Annotated in this window: 19 protein-coding genes; 10 read left to right on the plus strand and 9 right to left on the minus strand. The window is 74.8% G+C overall.

Annotated elements, in window-relative coordinates; genetic code table 11:
- The first annotated feature begins 44 nt into the window (after nt 1-44).
- The 5 genes from AS857_RS12875 to AS857_RS12895 all read left to right on the plus strand — a co-directional run bounded on the left by AS857_RS12875 (nt 45) and on the right by AS857_RS12895 (nt 6276).
- Nucleotides 45-590 carry a type 1 glutamine amidotransferase domain-containing protein gene (locus AS857_RS12875; RefSeq protein ID WP_058044110.1) on the plus strand — a complete coding sequence of 182 codons (546 nt, stop codon included), beginning with the start codon at nt 45-47 and terminating at the stop codon, nt 588-590.
- Nucleotides 590-1264: a UdgX family uracil-DNA binding protein gene (locus AS857_RS12880; protein WP_058043242.1), complete on the plus strand. Its 675-nt coding sequence runs from the start codon at nt 590-592 to the stop codon at nt 1262-1264. Before AS857_RS12875 ends, AS857_RS12880 begins: the two co-directional genes overlap by 1 nt.
- Nucleotides 1265-1393: 129 nt before the next feature.
- Nucleotides 1394-2554 (plus strand): DUF5954 family protein, encoded by a 1161-nt coding sequence (locus AS857_RS12885; protein ID WP_058043243.1) that lies wholly within the window; start codon nt 1394-1396, stop codon nt 2552-2554.
- A 32-nt stretch (nt 2555-2586) separates the two neighbouring features.
- A complete protein-coding gene (locus tag AS857_RS12890) occupies nt 2587-3048 on the plus strand; it encodes a hypothetical protein (RefSeq protein WP_058043244.1) in 462 nt (153 codons plus the stop codon).
- A gap of 339 nt (nt 3049-3387) precedes the next feature.
- On the plus strand, nt 3388-6276 hold the full coding sequence (locus AS857_RS12895; RefSeq protein WP_058043245.1) for a helix-turn-helix transcriptional regulator: 2889 nt from the start codon (nt 3388-3390) through the stop codon (nt 6274-6276).
- 42 nt (nt 6277-6318) lie between these two features.
- Here the strand turns inward: AS857_RS12895 and ribA are convergent, their stop codons facing one another.
- Both ribA and AS857_RS12905 read right to left on the minus strand, forming a co-directional pair.
- Nucleotides 6319-6942 (minus strand): GTP cyclohydrolase II RibA, encoded by a 624-nt coding sequence (gene ribA / locus AS857_RS12900; RefSeq protein WP_058043246.1) that lies wholly within the window; start codon nt 6940-6942, stop codon nt 6319-6321.
- Nucleotides 6943-7097: 155 nt separating this feature from the next.
- Nucleotides 7098-8564, minus strand: coding sequence for an MFS transporter (locus tag AS857_RS12905; protein ID WP_058044111.1), 1467 nt, complete (start codon nt 8562-8564; stop codon nt 7098-7100).
- An 82-nt stretch (nt 8565-8646) separates the two neighbouring features.
- Here AS857_RS12905 and AS857_RS12910 point away from each other — a divergent pair, with 82 nt between their 5' ends.
- A complete protein-coding gene (locus AS857_RS12910) occupies nt 8647-8952 on the plus strand; it encodes an ArsR/SmtB family transcription factor (protein WP_229899435.1) in 306 nt (101 codons plus the stop codon).
- Nucleotides 8953-9006: 54 nt separating this feature from the next.
- Here AS857_RS12910 and AS857_RS12915 read toward each other — a convergent pair whose 3' ends face one another.
- From AS857_RS12915 to AS857_RS12940, 6 genes are read right to left on the minus strand one after another with little or no spacing between them, the layout of a single operon-like run.
- Nucleotides 9007-9750 carry a class I SAM-dependent methyltransferase gene (locus AS857_RS12915; RefSeq protein ID WP_058043248.1) on the minus strand — a complete coding sequence of 248 codons (744 nt, stop codon included), beginning with the start codon at nt 9748-9750 and terminating at the stop codon, nt 9007-9009.
- Nucleotides 9747-10931, minus strand: coding sequence for an XdhC family protein (locus AS857_RS12920; RefSeq protein ID WP_058044112.1), 1185 nt, complete (start codon nt 10929-10931; stop codon nt 9747-9749). The genes AS857_RS12915 and AS857_RS12920 overlap by 4 nt, the downstream gene beginning before the upstream one ends.
- Nucleotides 10932-10936: 5 nt before the next feature.
- Nucleotides 10937-13249, minus strand: a complete 2313-nt coding sequence (gene pucD, locus AS857_RS12925; protein ID WP_058043249.1) for a xanthine dehydrogenase subunit D — start codon at nt 13247-13249, stop codon at nt 10937-10939.
- Nucleotides 13246-13728, minus strand: a complete 483-nt coding sequence (locus tag AS857_RS12930; RefSeq protein ID WP_058043250.1) for a (2Fe-2S)-binding protein — start codon at nt 13726-13728, stop codon at nt 13246-13248. The genes pucD and AS857_RS12930 overlap by 4 nt, the downstream gene beginning before the upstream one ends.
- Nucleotides 13719-14612, minus strand: a complete 894-nt coding sequence (locus AS857_RS12935; RefSeq protein ID WP_058043251.1) for an FAD binding domain-containing protein — start codon at nt 14610-14612, stop codon at nt 13719-13721. The genes AS857_RS12930 and AS857_RS12935 overlap by 10 nt, the downstream gene beginning before the upstream one ends.
- Nucleotides 14613-14638: 26 nt before the next feature.
- A complete protein-coding gene (locus AS857_RS12940; RefSeq protein WP_058043252.1) occupies nt 14639-15433 on the minus strand; it encodes a class I SAM-dependent methyltransferase in 795 nt (264 codons plus the stop codon).
- A gap of 182 nt (nt 15434-15615) precedes the next feature.
- Between AS857_RS12940 and AS857_RS12945 the strand changes: the two genes are divergently transcribed.
- A complete protein-coding gene (locus tag AS857_RS12945) occupies nt 15616-16350 on the plus strand; it encodes an oxygen-binding di-iron domain-containing protein (protein ID WP_058043253.1) in 735 nt (244 codons plus the stop codon).
- Between the two features lie 15 nt (nt 16351-16365).
- Here AS857_RS12945 and AS857_RS12950 read toward each other — a convergent pair whose 3' ends face one another.
- Complete coding sequence (locus tag AS857_RS12950) at nt 16366-17886, minus strand: alpha/beta hydrolase (protein ID WP_160330220.1); 1521 nt, start codon at nt 17884-17886, stop codon at nt 16366-16368.
- Nucleotides 17887-18058: 172 nt separating this feature from the next.
- Between AS857_RS12950 and AS857_RS12955 the strand changes: the two genes are divergently transcribed.
- From AS857_RS12955 to AS857_RS12965, 3 genes are all read left to right on the plus strand, one after another.
- Nucleotides 18059-18454 carry a peptidase inhibitor family I36 protein gene (locus tag AS857_RS12955; protein ID WP_245699802.1) on the plus strand — a complete coding sequence of 132 codons (396 nt, stop codon included), beginning with the start codon at nt 18059-18061 and terminating at the stop codon, nt 18452-18454.
- A 95-nt stretch (nt 18455-18549) separates the two neighbouring features.
- Nucleotides 18550-19026 carry an RrF2 family transcriptional regulator gene (locus tag AS857_RS12960; RefSeq protein WP_058044114.1) on the plus strand — a complete coding sequence of 159 codons (477 nt, stop codon included), beginning with the start codon at nt 18550-18552 and terminating at the stop codon, nt 19024-19026.
- 61 nt (nt 19027-19087) lie between these two features.
- The gene (locus AS857_RS12965; RefSeq protein ID WP_058043255.1) at nt 19088-19486 is read left to right on the plus strand and encodes a RidA family protein; all 399 of its coding nucleotides are present in this window, start codon (nt 19088-19090) and stop codon (nt 19484-19486) included.
- Nucleotides 19487-19543: the final 57 nt, after the last annotated feature.

The raw sequence follows: 19543 nt of genomic DNA on the forward strand, positions 1-19543 counted from the left end.
GGGCAGACGGGCAGACGGGCAGACGGAAAGGACGCTCCATGACCATGCGGATCGCATTCCTGGCGGCACCGGAGGGTGTCGAACAGGTCGAGCTGACGGACCCCTGGCGGGCCGTGCTGGAGGCCTCCGGCGCGCCGCGGCTGGTGTCGACGAAGACCGGCCGCATCCAGGCCTACCACCACCTCGACAAGGCCGACACCTTCGCCGTCGACGAGGACGTGGCCACGGCGCGGGCCGGGGACTTCGACGGGCTCGTCCTGCCGGGCGGCGTCGCCAACCCCGACTTCCTGCGCACGGACGAGCGCGCCGTCTCCTTCGTCAAGGACTTCTTCGACGCGGGCAAGCCGGTCGCGGCGATCTGCCACGCCCCGTGGACCCTGGTCGAGGCCGGCGTCGTGCGCGGCCGCACCCTCACGTCCTGGCCGAGCCTGCGCACCGACATCCGCAACGCGGGCGGCACCTGGGTGGACGAGGAGGTCAAGGTCTGCACCTGCGCCCCCGCCACCCTGATCACCAGCCGCAAGCCGGCCGACCTCAAGGCGTTCTGCGCGGCCTTCATGACCGAGTTCCGCAAGGCGTCCGGCGACTGATGCCCGCTCCGGAGGACTACGACGCGGGGCCCTTCGTACCCGGCGGAGCAGACCTGCAGGGCCTGCGGGACGCCGCGGCCGGCTGCCGGGGCTGCCCGCTGTTCCGCGAGGCCACCCGGACGGTCTTCGGCTCGGGCGACGCCTCCGCCCGGGTGGTGCTCGTCGGCGAGCAGCCGGGCGACCAGGAGGACCGCAAGGGCGAGCCCTTCGTCGGTCCGGCCGGAGGCGTGCTGACCCGGGCGCTCGCGGAGGCCGGCATCGACCCGGCGGAGGCGTACGTCACCAACGCCGTCAAGCACTTCAAGTTCGAGCGGCAGGCGCGGGGCAAGCGCCGCATCCACAAGGCGCCCAACCTCCACGAGATCAGCGCCTGCCGCCCCTGGCTCGCCTCCGAACTGCGGCTGGTCGGACCGGAGGTGGTCGTCGCCCTCGGCGCGACCGCGGGCAAGTCCCTGCTCGGCTCTTCCTTCCGGGTGACGCAGCAGCGCGGCGTCCCCCTGCCGCTGCCGTCACTCGACGGTGACGGCGAAGGGGAGGGCGAGGGCACGCTCGTGGCGACCATCCACCCGTCGGCCGTGCTGCGCGCGGACGACCGCGCCCGCGCCGACGCGTACGCGGGCCTGGTATCGGACCTCGGCGTGGCGGCCCGGCTGCTGCACGGCGGGAGCGGGTGAGCGGCCTGCCCCGCCGGCCCGGTACCGGCCTGGCACGCGGCCCGTACCCGGACGGCCCGTACCGGGAAAGCACACGGCGGGAAAGGCATTTTCCTGCGCGGGGGCGGCCTTGCGCGACATGCTGAGTGCATGTCCGATCACAGCGAGCGAGTGCCGGGGTACCGGCAGATCAGGATGGCTGCGCCCGACGCCCCGGTCGCCGCCCTGGCGGACGAGGAGGCGTGGCGGGCACGCGAGGCGTACCCCGAGATCCTCGGGGGCGGCGGCCCGGTCTTCGGCGTCGTGCGCGAGCGGGAGGAGGGCGGCTGGCAGGTGCTGACCCACATCGGCGACCGCGCGCCCCAGGACTCCCGGGACACCATGGCCGCCCTCTTCCGCCGGGCCGCCCGCGACGCGGAGGAGTCCGGCGACGGCGCCGTGGCGCAGGAGTACTGCGCGGCCGCCGAACGGCTGGACTGGGAGGCCGTCGACGAGATGACGGTGCTCGGCGGCCGCCACCGGGTCGTGCGCGCGGAGCAGTTCGTCCGGACCGGCCCCGACGGGCCCGAGCCCCCGCGCCCCTCCGACCCCGACCCGGCCGCGCCCGGCAGGTCCCACGAGGTGCCCGATCCCGTAGAGGGCATGGTCCTCGACACCCTCACGGCCACGGGCATGTCCGAGGGCATTCTCAAGGCCGAACTGCTGTCGCTGGTCCAGGGCCCCGGCACCGTGCCCCCCGACGTGCGTGCCGACTCCCTGCGGGCCGCCGGCACGCACCCGGGCGGCGTGCTGCTGCCCGCCGCGTACATGATCGCGGAGTGGTCCGGCGGGCAGTGGGAGCCCGTGACCACCGGCTGTCCCACGCCCCAGGCCGCCCGCGACGCCCTCGCGATGGACCTGCGGGTCATGGCCCCGGTGCTGTTGCGGCTGGACGAGAAGGAGCGCGAGGAGTACGCCCGGGCGGCGGACCGGCTCGACGCCGAGTGCGGCCCGGAGGCGGAGGCGGCCGGCCGGCGCTTCCGCGTGGTGCGCATCGAGCGCCTGGTGCGCGTCGGGCCGGACGGTCCGGAGGGACCGCGCCCCTCCGACCACGACCCCCAGCCGCCCGTCAAGGTGCACGACCGGCAGCTGCGCGAGCAGGGGCTGGTCCACGACGACGAGGACGACGAGGACTTCGAGCCTTCCGAAGAGGCGAAGGAGATGATGGCGCTCGCGCGCAAGGAACAGGAGCGCAGACGACGGCTCGACGAAGCGGGACGGGGCGGGGCGCCGCAGGGCCCGGAGGCGCAGGACCAGGCCCGTCGTGCCTAAACTGGTGCCGTGCAGAGGGGGGTTGGCAGACGATGAGTGAAGAGAGGGACGGTCCGGGCCGGCGCCGGCTGACGGTGGCGCAGAAGCTCGATCACCTGCTCAAGATGCGTGCCGGGCCCAGCGAGAACGGGAAGCCGTCCTACAAGAAGCTGGCGGCGGAGATAGCCGCTCAGTCCGGCGAGACCTTCTCCAGCGTATATCTGTGGCAGCTGCACCGCGGGGAGCGCACGAATCCGACGCTGCGGCACCTGCGCGCGCTGGCCACGTACTTCGACGTGCCCGTCTCCTACTTCACCGAGGACGACGTGGCCCGCCGGATGATCGACGAGGAGGTGCTGGCCGGCCGCGAGCTGGACCAGGCCATGGCCGAGGCCGGGGTGAGCGCGGTCTATCTGCGCGGCGACCTCGCGGCGCTCTCCCCGGAGGGGAAGCGGATGGCCGCTGACATGATCCGCCAGCTCCGCGAGCTGGAGCAGGGCACCAGGCGCGCGTAGCGCCTGCCGGGCCCCGCCCCCGACCCCCCACGAGAGCCGTGCTCTGCCGAGCCACGGGCGTCGCGTACCGCGCGGCGTCCGTGGCTTCGGCATGCGGTTGAAATGCCCCAACTCTCAAGTTAGGGTCACTTCTTGTGTCGCCATAAGCTACGGTGAACCAACTATTGGTCAACTTGTTCATACGAGTTAACGTCTTCATTGACTTCACGGTCCGGCCTCCTGAGACACATCACTACCCACGGCATCACGGCAGCAAAGACCGGGCCGTCACACGGGGGACCCGGGGGAGTGGCATGCAGCTCCGGGACGGCCCCGCCGCCTTACGGGGAGGGCACGCGCGTGCACGACATCCTGAAAGCCGCCGGCGACGGCCGGGGCCAGAGCATCCTCATCGAAGGCACGGCCGGCATGGGGCGCACCAGGCTCCTGCGCCACGCCATGGACCAGGCCGGCGAGCACGGCCTCCACCTGCTCTCCGCACGGGCCCGCGCCTCCGAGCAGGACGTCGAGTACAGCATCGCCCAGCAGCTCATGGCCGGGGCCCGGAGCATCCTGGACAGCGCGGGCGTGGGTCAGGAGGGCCCGGGGGGCCGGGCCGTCCCCTGGGAGGCGCATACGAACTGCCCCGCCCCGTACGCCCCGCACGCCGCGCCCGGCTCCGAGGCCGTTCACCCGCTCGCCCGGCTGCTGTCCACGGGCACCCCGCTGATGCTGGCCATCGACGACCTCCAGTGGGCCGACACGGCATCCCTGCGCTGCCTCGGCTACCTGATGGCCCGGCTGGAGAACACCCCGGTCGCCCTCGTCGCCACCGTCGCCCTCGGCGAGACGCCCGGTGACGCGGTGCTGGCGGAGGTGCTCTCCTCGTTCCGCCACCGGGTCCTCTTACGGGACCTCACCACCGAGGACACCGCCCGGATCGCCGCCGACACCTTCACCGTCCCGGACGCCGCCGACGCCGCGCCCGACCCCCGCTTCGTGGCCGCGTGCCGCACCGCCACCGGCGGCAGCCCCTACCTGCTCGAAGCCCTCTTCCGCGTCATGCGCCTGCACGGCCTGCGGCCCGACGCCGACGCCGCGCGCCGCATCGGGGAGCTCGCCCCCGTGGAGGTCGCCGACACCCTGCTGCCGCGCTACGACCGCGCCTACCCCGGCGCCGCCGCCGTGCTCCAGGCCACCGCGGTCCTCGACGGCTCCGCCACCACCCCCATGATCGCCCGGCTGCTCGGGCTGGACGCCCTGGGCGCGGCCGACGTCGTCGACGCCCTCGTCCGTGCCGGCGCCCTCACCGGGCAGGACACCGTCGTCGGCTTCGCCCGCCCGGTCCTGCGCGCCGCGGTCCTGGCCCGCATCCCGCCCAGCCGCCGCGACGCCCTGCACGCCCGCGCCGCCCAGCTCCTCCACGAGTCGGGCGCCCCCGCCGAGCGCGTGGCCACCCAGCTCCTGCGCGTCCGCAGCACCCTCGGCCTGCACTGGACCTGCTCCGTGCTGTGCACGGCGGCCGGAGAGGTGATCCAGCGCGGCGAACCGGACCGGGCCCGGGCCTATCTCCACCGCGGACTGGAGGAGTGCGAGGGTCTGTGCCGGGCCAAGCTGCTGCGCGCCCTCGGCGAGATCGAGCTCGCCGCCGACCCGGCCGCCGCGGTCGAACACCTGCGGCGCGCGCTCGTCCTCCAGCCCGACGCCGCCGGGCGCGCCGACATCCGGCTGTGCATCGCCCACGCCCTGCAGCTCCTGGGCCGTCCCGAGGAGGCCGAGCGCGTCCTCCTGGAAGGCGTGGCGGAGGCCCGCAGCGCGGAAGAGTCCTCCGCGGCCGTCCTGCGGGCCGAGCGCTGCCTGCTGCGCGAGCTGAACCACGCCGTCGACGCGGCCGTCGAGGCGGACTGCGCCGGGGTGGGAGACCTGCTCCCGCTGGAGGCCGGCGCCACCCCGGGCGAGCGCCACACCCGGCTGAGCCTGGCCGCACTGCGCTCCTCGCGCCGCGGCGAGGAGCGCGACCGGGCCGTCCACCAGGCCCGGCAGGCCCTGCAGGAGGAGCACACCAGCCTCGACTGGCGCATCGCGACCCGCACGGTGCCCCTGCAGGTGCTCGCCCGCGCCGACGAGCTCGACCTCGCCCTGTCCGAGTGCCAGGCGCTGCTGGACCGCGCGCGGGCCGAAGGCTCGCGCACCCTGCTCACCATCGCCCACAGCATGCGCGCCGAAGTGCGCTACCGCACCGGTGACATACCCGGCTGCCTGGAGGACGCCCGCAGCGCCCTGGAGCCCGCCGGGACCTCGCCCTCCGGGCACTGGAGCCGCACCGGCCAGGCGGTGGCGGCGGTCGTCGCCTCGCTGCTGGAGACCGGCGAGCTGCGCGAGGCCAACCGGGCCCTGAGCGACTTCGCCCTGGACGGCGACGTTCCCGAGGGCGCCGGGTTCGCGGCCCTGCTCTTCCACCGCGGCCGGCTCCGCGTGGCCTGCGGCCACCCGCAGGCGGGCCTGGCCGACCTGCTGGAGTGCGGCCGCCGGCTGGCCGCCGCCGGCCAGCTCAACCCCGCGGTGCTGTCCTGGCGTTCCGAGGCGGCCCTCGTGCACGCGGCGCTCGGCGAGCGCGACACCGCGCTCGTCCTCGTCGACGAGGAGCTCGCCCGCGCCCGCCAGTGGGGCGGCCGCCGGGCGACCGGCCGCGCCCTGCGGGCGACCGGGCTGCTGGCCAAGGGCCTGGGCGGCGAGGAGGCGCTGCGGGAGGCCGTCGAGGTGCTGGAGGAGTCCTCCGCCCGGCTGGACCTGGCGCGGGTGCTCACCGACCTCGGCATCCTGATGCGCAAGTCCAGCCGGCTCGGCGAAGCGCGCGAGCACCTGCGGCGCGCGCAGTCGCTGGCCGAGCAGTGCGGGGCCGCCGTGCTGGCCCAGACGGCCCGTCAGGAGCTGCTGGTGGCCGGGGCCCGGCCGCGGCGGCCGACCGAGGTGGGCATCGACGCCCTCACCCCGACCGAGCGCCGCGTCGCGCTCATGGCGGTCGCCAAGTTCACCAACCGCGAGATCGCGGGGAAGCTCTTCGTCACCCAGCGCACCGTCGAGCTGCACCTCAGCCGCGTCTACCGCAAGCTGGCGGTGACGGGCCGTTCCGGCCTGGCGGAGTATTTCGCGGAGCTCCCGGAGAGCGGTTCGGCAGGCTCCGAGCACCCCGCGGAGCGGGCCTGGACGGACGTCCGGGGCGGTGCGCGCGACAAGGCGGCCGTCTGAGGCGGCCGGTGAGGCCGCGCGCCGCCGGCCGGGTGCGGTGGCTCACGCGCCGCGCCGGCCTGCGAAGTCCAGCCGCTCCTCGACGGCGATGCCGTACCAGCTCAGCTGCCGCACCTTGTCGGGGTTGCTGGTCAGCAGCCTGACCCGGGAGACCCCCAGGGCCCGGAGCATCTGGGCGGCCGCGTGGTAGTCGCGGGCGTCGTCCGCAAGGCGCAGGCCGTGGCCCGCTCCGGCGCGGCCGGTGCCGCGGTCCTGGACGCTGTACGCGTCGAGCTTGTCGTAGAGGCTGAGGTCCGTGCCGCCCGTGCTCTCCTGGCGCAGGTAGATCAGGATGCCGCCGTCCGCCGCCACCCGCTGCAGCGACTCGTCCAGCTGCGGACCGCAGTCGCAGCGGCCCGAGCCGAGGACGTCGCCGGTCAGGCACTCCGAGTGGACGCGGACCAGCGGGACTCCGGGGTCGCGGCTGTAGGACACCGCGATGTGCTCCAGGCCGTCGGAGAGCCCGTCGAAGGTGATGACGTGCGCGGTCTGCCAGGAGCCGTCGGCCAGGTGGAGCGGGATCTCGACCCGGGAACGGACGCGGGCCCCGCCCCGGTGTCCCGCCGGGGCCGCGGACGGGTCCCACGTCTCGTCGTTCAGCACATCGCAGTTCAGCACTTCGGGCACGGCTGCCTCCCACGGAGATGCACGACCGGCGCGTCGTTCGCCCCGGTCACTCCAGCATCACGGCCGGGGCGGCCCCGCACAGCACGGACCGGCCCGGTACAGCGACCGAAGCTTTTCCGCGCCGCGTACCGAACCGGGTCCCTGCCGGGGAGGAATCAGGCCGTTCGCTCCGATTCCTGCAGCGGTGCGGCGGCCGCGGGCGCCTCTTCCCCGTCCCCGCCGTCGCCGGCGAACTTGCGGACGGCGGTGCGCAGTCCGGCGGCGATGCCGAGGAACGCGCACACCGCGGCGATGACGTAGATGATGCCGAGTCCGCGGCTGTCGTTCCAGTCGTGCGAGGAGCCGTACGCGGTGATGGCCGTGCCGAGGCCGGTCATCACGGCCACGGACAGGGTCTCGCACAGCTGCAGGCTGGAGCTCGCCGAGCCCTCCTTGCCCTTGGGGGCCAGCGACAGGACGATCGTGGTGACGGCGGGGTAGACGAAGCCCATGCCGAGACCGGCGACGGCCCAGCCGACGATCGCGAGCGGGACGCTCTTGAGGTCGGTGCCGACCGCCAGGGCGATCAGCGCGTCACCGGCCACCAGGAGGACGAAGCCGAGGACGACGCGGGCGTGCCGGCCCTTGCCGCCGCTGCGGGTGTCCAGCTTGGCCTGGAGCCAGGCGCCGCTGACCCAGGTGAGGGCGCCCGCGGACAGCGCGAGGCCGGAGCCGAGCGTGCTGAGGCCGAGGACGCGGGTCATGCTGAGCGGGAAGAAGGACTCGCCGCCGTAGTAGGCGGCGCTGACCAGACCGCGCACGATCATGCCGGCGGGCATGCCGCGGCGGACGGTGAGCGTGCCCGCCGGGAGCAGCTTGTTCAGCACGGGCAGGGTGATCGCGACGCCGACCACGACCAGCGGCACCAGCACGGCGATGTTGCGGTTCTCCAGGCCGGCCAGCAGTGCGCCGACGCCGAGCACCAGCAGCACCGTCAGCGGCAGCCGGTTCTCGCCCGGCGTGCCGTCGCCGGTGGGCTTGAGCTTGCGCATCGCCGGCAGGGTGAGCATTGCGGCGATGGGCACCAGCGGCACCAGGATGAGGAAGACCACCCGCCAGTTGGACGCACTGGCGATCGCACCCGCGATGGCCGGGCCGAGCAGGGCGGGCAGGGTCCACGCCGAGGCCACGAGTGCGAGCATCCGGGCGCGCAGTGCGTCGGGGTAGGCGAGGCCGACGATCAGGTAGGCCAGGGCCAGCACGCCGCCGACGCCCAGGCCCTGCAGGATGCGGCCCGCCAGCAGGATCCACCAGTTGGTGGCGACCGCGGCGACCACGCAGCCGATGACGAAGACGATGAAGGCCTGCACGTACGGGCGGGTGGGCCCGGCCTTGTCGGCGCCCTGTCCGGCGGCGATGGTGCCGAAGAGGTTGGCGAGCATGAAGGCGGTGAAGGCCCAGCCGAAGAGGTGGACCCCGTCCAGGTCCTCGGCGGCCTCGGGCAGGACGGTCGCGACACCCAGCCAGAGGAAGGCCACCAGGGTGACGGACGTGATGAGCCCTAAGGACAGCGCGCGGTATTGCGGCGAGAGGACGCCGCCCTCGGCGGGGTCGGCGGCGGGCGCCTCGGTCTTGTCGGTCATCGGACCTCCGAACCAGCGGTACATAGGCAATTTACTATTTAGGAGATCCACTATATAGGCGCTGTTTGATAGCCTGTCAAACGTGAGAGACACTGCGGAGGACAAGACGGACGTCGCCATGCTCCGGGCGCTCGGACACCCCGTGCGGCTCGGCATCATGCGCGCGCTGGCGGCCGAACCCGAGACGTGCGCCTGTGACTTCACCGAGCTCTTCGAGGTCACCCAGCCGACCATCAGCCAGCACCTGAAGGTGCTGCGCGAGGCCGGCCTCGTGGTCACCCGCCGCCGCGGCACCCAGATCTGCTACTCGGTCCGCCCCGACGGGCTCGACCGGCTCCACGAGCTCCTGACGGCCATTCAGCCGCCCCGGCTGGCCGCCGCCGGCTGACCCGCCCGCCCCGCCCCGGTGCCCGCCGCGGACACCGGGGCCACCGGTGCGCCCTCAGCGGACCGCCTCGAACATGACGATGGGCGGATTGGCCAGGAACCCCTCCCAGTACGCGGCCCCGAAGCGCTCGAGCACCGCCTGCGGCACGTGCAGCGGCACCCACGACACCTTCGTGAACCCCGCCGCCGCGAACGCCGCCTCGTACACCTCCGGCCGGATCAGGCACGTCTCGAAGGTGATCGGCGGCTCCAGCGCCGCGGTCACCCGGATCCGGGTGCCGAAGGCCGAGGTCTCCAGGGGGGCGAAGGCGAAGCCGTACGGGTCGGGCAGCGGCCCCTCGAAGGAGAAGTGCGGGTTCTGCGTCACGCCGATGAACCGCCCGCCCTGCGGCAGCCGTTCGAACGCGCCGCGGCACATGGCGGTGAGCGTCGCCTCCTCCCGCGCGTAGTTGAGGAGGTAGGCCGCGGTCACCACGTCGAAGCTGCCGAGGTCCGGCAGGTCCGCGGCGTCCGCGGCCACGTAACGGGTGCCCAGCGGCGCCCGCTCCTCGACCGCCCGCGCGGCCGCGACCATCTCCTCCGAGACGTCCGCGCCCACCACCCGCTGCGCGCCCAGCATCTTCGCCTGGCGGGTGTAGAAGCCGTCGCCGCACGCCAGGTCGAGGACGTCCAGCCCGGTCACGTCGCCGAGCAGGGCCAGGAAGCTCGCGCGCTCCGGGTGGACCGTGGGCAGCGACCGCGCGTCCTCCCAGCGGGCTCCGATCACGTCGTACTGCTCAGCGGTGCGCTCTTGGGTCATGAGGGGTCTCCTCCGGTGGGCGGGGCCCCGGCCGTGACCGGCTCGGGGAGGGCGGTGGGGGCGTCCGGGGGCGCGGGCGGGCCGGAGGGGCGGTGGATCGGGCCGTGCGCGTCCCGCAGCGGCAGGCCCGTCCCGCCGTGCCGGACCGCGATCAGCTCGGCGGCGATGGACACGGCGGCCTCCTCGGGCGTGGACCCGCCGAGGTCCAGCCCGATCGGGGAGCGCAGCCGGGCCAGTTCCTCCTCCCCGGCGCCCGCCTCCCGCAGCCGCCGCAGCCGGTCCTCGTGCGTGCGCCGCGAACCCATCGCGCCGACGTAGGCGACCGGCAGCCGCAGCGCGGCCCGCAGCAGCGGGACGTCGAAGCGCTCCTCGTGGGTCAGGACGCAGATGACCGTGCGCCCGTCCCAGGCCGCCCCGGCGAGATAGCGGTGCGGCCACTCCCGCACCACCTCGTCGGCGTCGGGGAACCGCTCGGGGGTGGTGAAGGCCGGCCGGGCGTCGCACACGGTCACGTGGTAGCCGAGGAACCTGCCCATCCGGGCGAGGGCGCGGGCGAACTCCACCGCACCGAAGACCAGCATCCGGGGCCGGGAGAGGAAGGAGTGCACGAACACGCGCGCTGCGGCGGAGCCCGCCCGCACCTGCACCTGCCCGGTGCGGCCGCGGTCCAGCATCCGCGAGGCCTCCGCGGCCGCCGCCCGGTCGAGCGCAGCGTCGCCCAGCGAGCCGGAGACCCCTGCGGACCCCACGGCCAGCCAGGCGCCGGGCTCCGCCGTGCCGCTCACACAGGTCACGTGGGCGAGCGGCCCGCCCGCTGCGCCGGGCGCCTCCAGGGCCGCCAGGACCGCGTCCCACTGCGGCTCCCGCTCCGGCACCACCCGGCGGACCAGCACCTGCAGCGTGCCGCCGCACGTCAGCCCGGCGGCGAACGCGTCCTCGTCCTCGACGCCGTACTCCGTCAGGAACGGACCGTCCCCCAGGGCGGCCCGGCGCGCCAGTTCGTACACCTCCGCCTCGACGCAGCCTCCCGACACGCTGCCCGCCACCCGGCCGCCGGGGCCGACGGCGAGCGCGGCGCCCGGCTGCCGGGGCGCGCTGCCGCGCACCCCGACCACCGTCGCCAGCCCGAAGGGGGCGCCCGCCGCGTACCAGCGGCGCAGCACCGGAGCGATGCCCAGCACCGTGCTCACCGCCCCCCGGCGTCGTCCGCGGCCGTCAGCCCCGCCACGTCCTCCGGACGCAGCGGGATGCGCGGGAGGGCCAGGCCGGTGGCGTCCCGCACGGCCGCCGCCACGGCGGCGGGGCTGGAGATGTTCGGCGGCTCGCCCACGCCGCGCACGCCGTAGGGGGCGTGCGGGTCGGCCAGTTCGAGCACGTCCACGTGCATCGGCGGCACGTCGTGGACGGTCGGGATGAGGTAGTCGGTGAACGAGGGGTTCTGCATCAGGCCGCCCTCGACCCGGATCTCCTCCATCAGCGCGAGCCCCAGGCCCTGCACCGTGCCGCCGTGGATCTGGCCCAGCAGGGCCTGCGGGTTGACGGCCTTGCCGACGTCCTGCGCGGTGGCGATCTCGACCGTCCGCACGAGGCCGAGCTCGACGTCCACGTCCACCACCGCCCGGTGGGCGGCGAAGGCGAACTGGAAGACCGAGTCGCCCTGTCCCGTGTGCGGGTCCAGGGGGAACGTCGGCCGGTGGTGCCACTCCACGGTCTCCTCGACGGCCCCGTCGCCCAGCACGTCGGCCAGCTTGCACAGCACCTCGCCGCCGGCGCCGGTCACGGCTTCGCCGGACAGGCCCGTGGCGGTGCCGGCCCGGCCGAGCAGCCGGTCCGCGCGCTCCAGGACGCGGGCCCGCACCGCCTCGGCCGCCGCCTTGACCGCGCCGCCGGTGACGTACGTCTGGCGGGAGGACGACGAGGGGCCGGCCGAGCCGAAGGCGCTGTCCCCGAACTCCACCGCCACCTGCTCGACGCCGAGTTCGGTGCGGGCGATCTGGGCCTGCACGGTCACCACGCCCTGGCCGACCTCGGCCGCCGCGCTGGTGACCACCGCCCGCACCTGCCCGCCGCCGGCCTCCAGCCGGACCCGGGCCGTGGAGTAGTCGTCGAAGCCCTCCACGAAGCCGACGTTCTTGAAGCCGACGGCGTAGCCCACGCCGCGCACGACCGACTCGCCCCGCGAGGTGGTGCCGGTCAGGTGGCCGCCCTCCGGCAGCGACGGCCCGGGCATCGGCCGCTCCCGCACCCGGCGCAGGAGCTCGGCGACCGGCGCCGGGTGGTCCAGGACCTGGCCGTTGGCCACCGCCGAGCCCTCGGCGACCGCATTGCGGATCCGCAGCTCCACCGGGTCCATGCCCAGTTCACGGGCGAGCCGGTCCATCTGCGACTCGTAGCCGAAGCAGGTCTGCACGGCGCCGAAGCCCCGCATCGCCCCGCACGGCGGGTTGTTGGTGTACACGACGCGCACGTCCACCTCGGCGTCCGGCACCTCGTACGGGCCGAGGGAGCAGGTGGCGACGGTGCCGGCCACGGCGGGGGAGCTGGAGGAGTACGCGCCGCCGTCGAGGACGATCGACGCCTTGACGTAGACGAGCCTGCCGTCGCGCGTGGCGCCGTGCTCGTAGGCCATCCTCGCCGGGTGGCGGTGCACGTGGCCGACGAAGGACTCGCCGCGCGTGTAGCACATCTTCACCGGGCGGCCGGTGCGCAGCGCCAGCAGGCAGGCGTGCGCGTGCATCGACAGGTCCTCGCGCGCGCCGAACGCCCCGCCCACGCCCGCCAGGTACAGCCGCACCTTCTCGCGCGGCAGGCCCAGGGCCTCGACGACCTGGTCGTGGTCGACGTGCAGCCACTGCGTGGCGACGTGCAGGGACACCCCGCCGTCCGGGTCGGGCACGGCCAGGCCGGACTCGGGCCCCAGGAACGCCTGGTCCTGCATGCCGACCTCGTAGACGCCGCGCACCACCACGTCGGCGGTGAGCGGCTCGCCGCGCGCGGCGCGGCCGCGGCGCAGGGGGACGTGCCGCAGGAGGTTGCCGGCCGGGTGCACGGCGGGGGAGTCCGGGGCGAGGGCCGCCTCGGCGTCGGTGACCGGAGGCAGCACCTCGTAGGCGACGTGCACCAGTTCCGCGGCGCGGCGGGCCGTCTCCGGGTCCTCCGCGGCCACGACGGCGACCGGCTCGCCCTCGTAGCGCACGGTGTCCACGGCGAGCACCGGCTGGTCGACGACCATCGAGCCGTGCAGGTTGCGGCCGGGCACGTCGCGGTGGGTCAGCACCGCGCGGACGCCGGGCAGGGCCAGCGCGGCGGAGGTGTCGACGGACAGGATCCGGGCGTGCGGGTGGGGGCTGCGCAGCGTCGTGCCCCACAGCATGCCCTCCGCCTCCAGGTCGGAGGAGTACGCGAAGGCGCCCCGGACCTTCAGCGGCCCGTCGGGGCGCGGCGCGCTGTCGCCGACCGTCCCCGCAACGCGGCGGGCGTGCGTGGCGTACGGGGTCACGGGCGGGGCTCCAGGGCTCGCGTGCGGGCGGCGGCCAGGCGGACGGCCTCGAGGATGTGCCGGTAGCCGGTGCAGCGGCACAGGTTCCCCGCGAGGGCGTCCTTGATCTCCGCCTCGCCGGGGTCGGGGCAGCGGCGCAGCAGGTCCTCGGTGGCCTTGAGCATGCCGGGCGTGCAGAAGCCGCACTGCACGGCGCCGCAGGCGAGGAAGGCCTCCTGCACCGGGTGCGGCCCGTCCCCGCCGGCCAGGCCCTCGACCGTCTCCACGCTCCGCCCGTGGGCCTGGGGCGCGGGCACCAGGCACGCGCACACCAGCACCCCGTCCAGATGGACCGAGCACGAGCCGCACTGGCCCTGCTCGCAGGCGTTCTTCGCGCCGTGCAGGCCGAGGCGCTGCCGCAGGACGTACAGCAGGCTCTCCGTCCCGGCCACGCCCTCGATGTCGCGCTGCTCGCCGTTCACCGTCAAGGTCAGGCGCATGACTCCCTCTCCGTCCTCGGGCCCGTGCGGTGGTCGTCCCACACCCAGCCGAGGGCCCGGCGCGCCAGCACGGCCACCGCGTGCCGGCGGTAGGCGGACGAGCCGCGTACGTCGTCGGCCGGTGCGGTCGCCGCCGCGGCCAGTTCCCCGAAGCGCTTGAGCACACCCTCCGGGAGCGGCCCCCGCGTCCGCCACAACCTCCGTTCGGCGAGCTCCCCGGCGATGAACCGCTCGGCCTCCAGGGCCGGCAGGGGCACCGGCGCCGCAGAGCCGATGCCGGTGCCCACCCACGCGCGGGAGGGCCACAGCGTCACCGCGAACGAGCAGGTCGCCATCACCACGGCGCCGCGGCGCCCGGCCTTCGCGTAGGCCTGTGGGCCCTCCGCCTCCGGTATCCGTACCGCGCGGATCAGCTCGTCCGGCGCACGGACCGTGCGGCCCGGGCCGGTGTAGAAGTCCCGTACCGGCACCCGGCGGGCGCCGCGCACGGACACCAGCTCCACCTCCGCACCGCACGCCAGCAGCATGGGGTGGACGTCGCCCGTGGGGGAGGCGGTGCCGAGGGCGCCGCCCACGGTGCCGCGGTTGCGGATCTGGCGGGAGCCCACGGTGCGGGCAGCCGCCGCCAGTCCGGGCAGCGGCGCGGCCAGTTCCTCGGCGATCCGGGTGTACGGCACCGCAGCGCCCAGCCGGACCTCGCCGGCCGACCGCTCCCAGCGGGCCAGCGCGGCGATGCGGGTGAGGTCGACGGCGGCCGCGGGGCGCTCGCGCCCCGTGCTCAGCCGCACCATCACGTCGGTGCCGCCCGCCACGGGGACCGTGCCCGCGCGGGCGGCCATGGCCTCCAGCGCCTCGTCCAGGCGCTCGGGCAGCAGGAAGTCCATGGGAGGCCGCGCCCTGGTCTCCGTGCTCACCCGCGGCTGTCCCCGGCGCCCTTGACGCAGCGGAAGAGCACCCACGGCGGGTTGGCCGTGAAGTCGTCCCAGTACTCCGGCCCGAACTCCAGGACGCCTTCGGTGGCCAGCCGCACCGGGCTCCACGTGCAGTCACGGAACCCGGCGGCCGTGAAGGCCTCCTCGTACACCCGCCCCGACGGCAGGTAGGCGGTGAAGCTGACCGGGGGCTGCGTGTGCGCCGTGACCCGGATCCGGCCGTCGTGCGCCGGGTCCTCCGCCTGCTCGAAGGAGAAGCCGTACTTCTGCGGCAGCGGCCGGCCGAAGTCGTGGTCCGGGTGCGCGACGAGGGCCCGCAGCTCGCCGCCCTCGCGCAGGTTGCGCGCGCACGACCGGGCCATGAGCCCCATCGTCCCCGGGGAGTCGGCGTAGTTGAACAGGTACGCCGCCAGCAGCACGTCGAAGTCGCCCAGGCGCGGCAGCTCGGTGCCGTCGCCGACCGCGTACTCGACGCCCAGCGGCTCGCGCTCCTCCGCGGCCCGGCCGACCTCGACCATCTTGGGGGAGATGTCCACGCCCAGCACGCGCCGCGCGCCCAGCCGGCGGGCGTGCCGGCTGTAGACGCCGGTGCCGCAGGCGAGGTCGAGGACGCTCTTGTCCCGCACGTCGGCCAGCAGGCCCAGCACGCTGGGCCGTTCCACGAACCGGGTCAGCGGGAGCAGCTTGGAGAGCTCGTAGTCCCCGCCGATCCGGTCGTACTGCAGATCGTCGTGGGCGGGGTGCGCTGCGCGGCCGTCGGCGGCGTCGGTCATGGGGGCGCGTCTCCTTCATCCGGACGTTCAGGACTCCACGATTCCGTTCGCCGGGCGGCAGATGGATCACGGAGCGCCCCGTAACACGCCCCGGAGCATTTGGGTGCCGGTACCGAGACAACAGGCCGGGCCGCGCGAGACTGGCGCCGTACCCGCGAAGCCGGGGGAGAGAGGCGGTGCCCATGGAGACCCGGGTCACGGAGATCGCGCCGGACGTCTACCGGCTGTCGACGTACGTCCAGGAAGCGGACTTCACGTTCAACCAGTTCCTCGTCGACGCCGAGGAGCCGCTGCTGTTCCACTGCGGGCTGCGGTCGCTCTTCCCGCTCGTGTCGCAGGCCGTGGCCCGGGTGACGCCGGTGGAGAACCTCCGCTGGATCACCTTCGGGCACGTCGAGGCCGACGAGTGCGGCTCGCTCAACTCCTGGCTCGCCGCCGCGCCGCAGGCCCGCGCGGCGCACGGGGCCATGGGCTGCCTGGTCTCCGTGAACGACCTGGCCGACCGCCCGCCGGTGCCGCTGAGCGACGGCGAGGTGATCGACCTCGGCGGGAAGCGGGTCCGGCGGCTGGAGACCCCGCACGTGCCGCACGGCTGGGACGCCGGGCTGCTCTTCGAGGAGACCACGCGGACCCTGTTCTGCGGCGACCTCTTCACCCGCATCGGCGATGCGCCCGCCCTCACGGAGCAGGAGATCGTCGGACCGGCCGTCGCCGCCGAGGACGTCTTCGGGGCGACCTGTCTGACGGCCGCCACCGCCCCGGCCATGCGCCGGCTCGCCGAGCTGGAGCCGGTGACGCTGGGCCTGATGCACGGCCCCTCCTACAACGGCGACTGCCCGCAGGCGCTGCGGGACCTGGCCGGGGCCTACGACGAGCGGTTCACCGCCTCGGTGGAGCGCGAGGGCGGCCTGCGCTGAGGCCCGGCGGCCACGTCAGCGGGCCGTACGCCGCGCGGGGCAGGAGAGGTCGGCGCGCGGCAGCGTGCCCCGGGTCAGCCAGGCCGTCGCCGCGTCGCCGGCGCACGGGTCGGCCGTGAACCCGTAGACGCCGTGCCCTCCCTGGGCGGCGTCCACCATGACCGCGCGCCGGCCCAGGGCCTTGCGCACGGCCCGCGCCCCCGCGTACGGCGTGGCGGGGTCGCGGCGGTTCTGCAGCATGAGGATGTTGCGCGGGCCCCGGCCGCCGATGCGCACGGGAGGCTCCTCGGGGCGGTACGGCCAGAAGGCGCACGGCCAGATGTTCCCGGTCATGGCCCCGGCGACGGGATGGCGCCACGCGTCGTGCTGCTGCGCCCGCCGGTAGGTGTCCACCGAGCGCGGCCACGGGGTGTCCTGGCACAGGACGGCCAGCATGGTCGGCAGGACCAGCTGCTGGGTCCGCGGCTCCAGGGGGACGGCCGCCTGCAGTGGGACCAGGGCCTTCTCCGCCCCGGCCTCGTCGGGTGCACCGGGCGCGCGGGCCAGGTAGCGCCACACGTCCGCCAGTTGCGGGAAGAAGGCGTCCGAGAACAGGGCCTGCAGGGTGATCTGGCGCAGGACGTTGTCGTCCACGGCGTAGTGACCGACGTCCTTCGGATGCGCGGCGGTCTCCGCGAGCAGCCGGGCGTACGTCTCGGACACCTCGTCGGCCGTCGCGCCCAGGTGATAGGCGGCGTTCCGCTCGGCCACGTACGCGGTGAGGTCGGGGAAGCGCTGCTGGCTTCCCGGCCCGAAGGCGCGCAGGGCCTTCCACCAGCCGGCCCGGGCGTCGGGCGCGCTGTCCAGGATCACCCGGTCGGTGCGGCGGGGGAAGGCGGTGGCGTACACGGCGCCGAGGTGGGCGCCGTAGGACACGCCGTAGTACGAGATGCGCTCCTCGCCGAGCGCGCGCCGGATGCGGTCCATGTCCCGGGCGGTGTTGGCCGTGTACATGGTCGGCAGCAGGTCCCCGGCGTGCCGGGCGCACGACTGCGCGATGCTGCGGTGCAGCTCGGCGGTGGCGGCGAAGGGCCGGTGGGGGAGGGGCATGGACACGGGCGCGTGCCGCAGTTGCGCGGCGCTCAGCCTGCAGGAGACCGGGGTGCTGGTGAACAGGCCGCGCGTGTCGAAGCCGATGAGGTCGTAACCGGCCCGTACGGAGGCGGGCACGTGCGCCGCGAACCACAGCGGCATGGGCGTCCCGGGTCCGCCGGGGCCGCCCGGGTTGAGCAGCAGCACCCCGCGCCGGGGTCCGGGTCCGGTGGCCGCGAGCCGGGAGACGCCGATCGTGATGCTGCGGCCTTCCGGTGCCGCGTGGTCCAGGGGCACCCGGACCGTGGCGCACTGCAGACCGCTGCGGGCGGGCGCCGCGACCTCCGCCGGGCACGGCCCCCACCGCAGGCGGTGCGGGGCGGGCGCGGCCGGACTCCCGCCGGTCAGCAGCACCAGAGCGACCGCCACTCCTGCGGCCCGGCGGCACGCCCGGCGACATCTCACGAAGGACCCTCTCCACTGGATCTGACGGAGGGTTATGTTCCGGTTGGTGCCCGCTTCAAACGGGTCGGGGGCGGGGTGCATCCGGTCGGCGTATCCAGAACGGATGTGCCGACCCCGCAGGGGCTCCCCGGCGCGGTCGATCCCCTCTAGCGTCTGGCGGATGAGGAATGTGATGCGTGCTCTTCTCGCGCCGGTGGTGGCTGCGGCCGCCGTCCTGCTTCCCGTCTCCACGGCCCGTGCGGCCGACGGGTACGACCGGTGCCCCAGCGGCTATTACTGCATGTTCTCGGGCCTCGACGGCACCGGCGACATGATCACAATCGGGGCGAACGCGCCGGATCTCGCGGCGCTCGGCATGGACGACCGGGCCAAGTCGGACTGGAACCGGACCGCTTCGACCGTCCACCTCTGGTCCGACAAGCACTACGGCGGCTGTACGGCCGCCACCTCCGCCGGTCCGACCGGCAAGGGCAACTTCTTCCCCGCCTACCGGGACTTCTTCAGCTCGGTGCAGGTCGGCGGGCCGGGCGGCCCGAGCTGCGGCACGCCGCCCGGCGAAGGCCGCTGAGCCGGGAGGGGGCCGCCGTCCACCGCGGCGCCGGCGGCCCCCCGTTTAATCCTGGACATTAGATATCCTGGTTATGTAGTGTCCAGGTTGTGAAGATGAGCGGTGGCGTCGAGTGGGCCTTGCACTGTTGCCTCAACCTGGCCTGGACCGGCGGGGAGCAGGCGGTGCCGGCCGCCCGCCTGGCGGCCTTCCACGACCTGCCCACGGCGTACCTCAACAAGCAGATGCAGGCCCTGGCGCGCGAGGGCATCGTCTCCTCCGTGCCCGGCCCCCGCGGCGGCTTCCGGCTGGCCCGGGCGCCCGAGGACATCACCCTGATGGACGTGGTGACGGCGATCGAGGGGCCCGAACCGGCCTTCCGCTGCACCGAGATCCGCGAGCAGGGCCCGCTGGGCGAGCCGGCCGCCGACGGCAGCCGGTGCCTGATCGACCGAGCCATGCGCCGGGCCGAGCTCGCCTGGCGCAGGGAGCTCGCCGCGCAGACCCTCGCCGACGTCATGAAGAACGTGGAACGGGACGTCCCCGAGGTGCCCGAGCGCACCCGCCGCTGGTTCGCGGACGCACGCGCCTGACCACCGGCTCCACCGCAGACCCGTACACGGACCCGCACGAGTGCACCGAGGAAGAGCGACCATGTCCCACACCATCGTCAACCCCGCCGCCCTGCACGACCCCACGGGCTTCGGCTACAGCCACGTCGTCGACGCGCCGTCGCCGGACCTCGTGTTCGTCGCCGGGCAGTACGCCTCCGACGCCGACGGCCACGTGACCTCCGAGGACTTCGCCGAGCAGGTCGAGCTCTCCTTCGCCCACCTGGGCACCGCCCTGGCCGCCGCGGGCCTCGACCACGGCCACGTCGTCCGCCTCGGCACCTACATCGTCGGCAACGACCAGGCCAAGCTGGAGGCCCTGGTCGCGGTCATAGGCCGGATCTGGGGCGACAAGCCCCCGGCCCAGACCCTGCTCGGCGTCGCCGGGCTCGCCCTGCCGGGCATGCTCTTCGAGGTCGACGCGGTCGCCGTACGCCCCTGACCGGCCGGCGGCGGCCCGCCCCTTCCGACCGGGGAAGCCGGGGCGGAGCGACGGGCC

Origin of the sequence: Streptomyces roseifaciens (genome assembly GCF_001445655.1) — a bacterium.
Lineage (GTDB): Bacteria > Actinomycetota > Actinomycetes > Streptomycetales > Streptomycetaceae > Streptomyces > Streptomyces aureoversilis.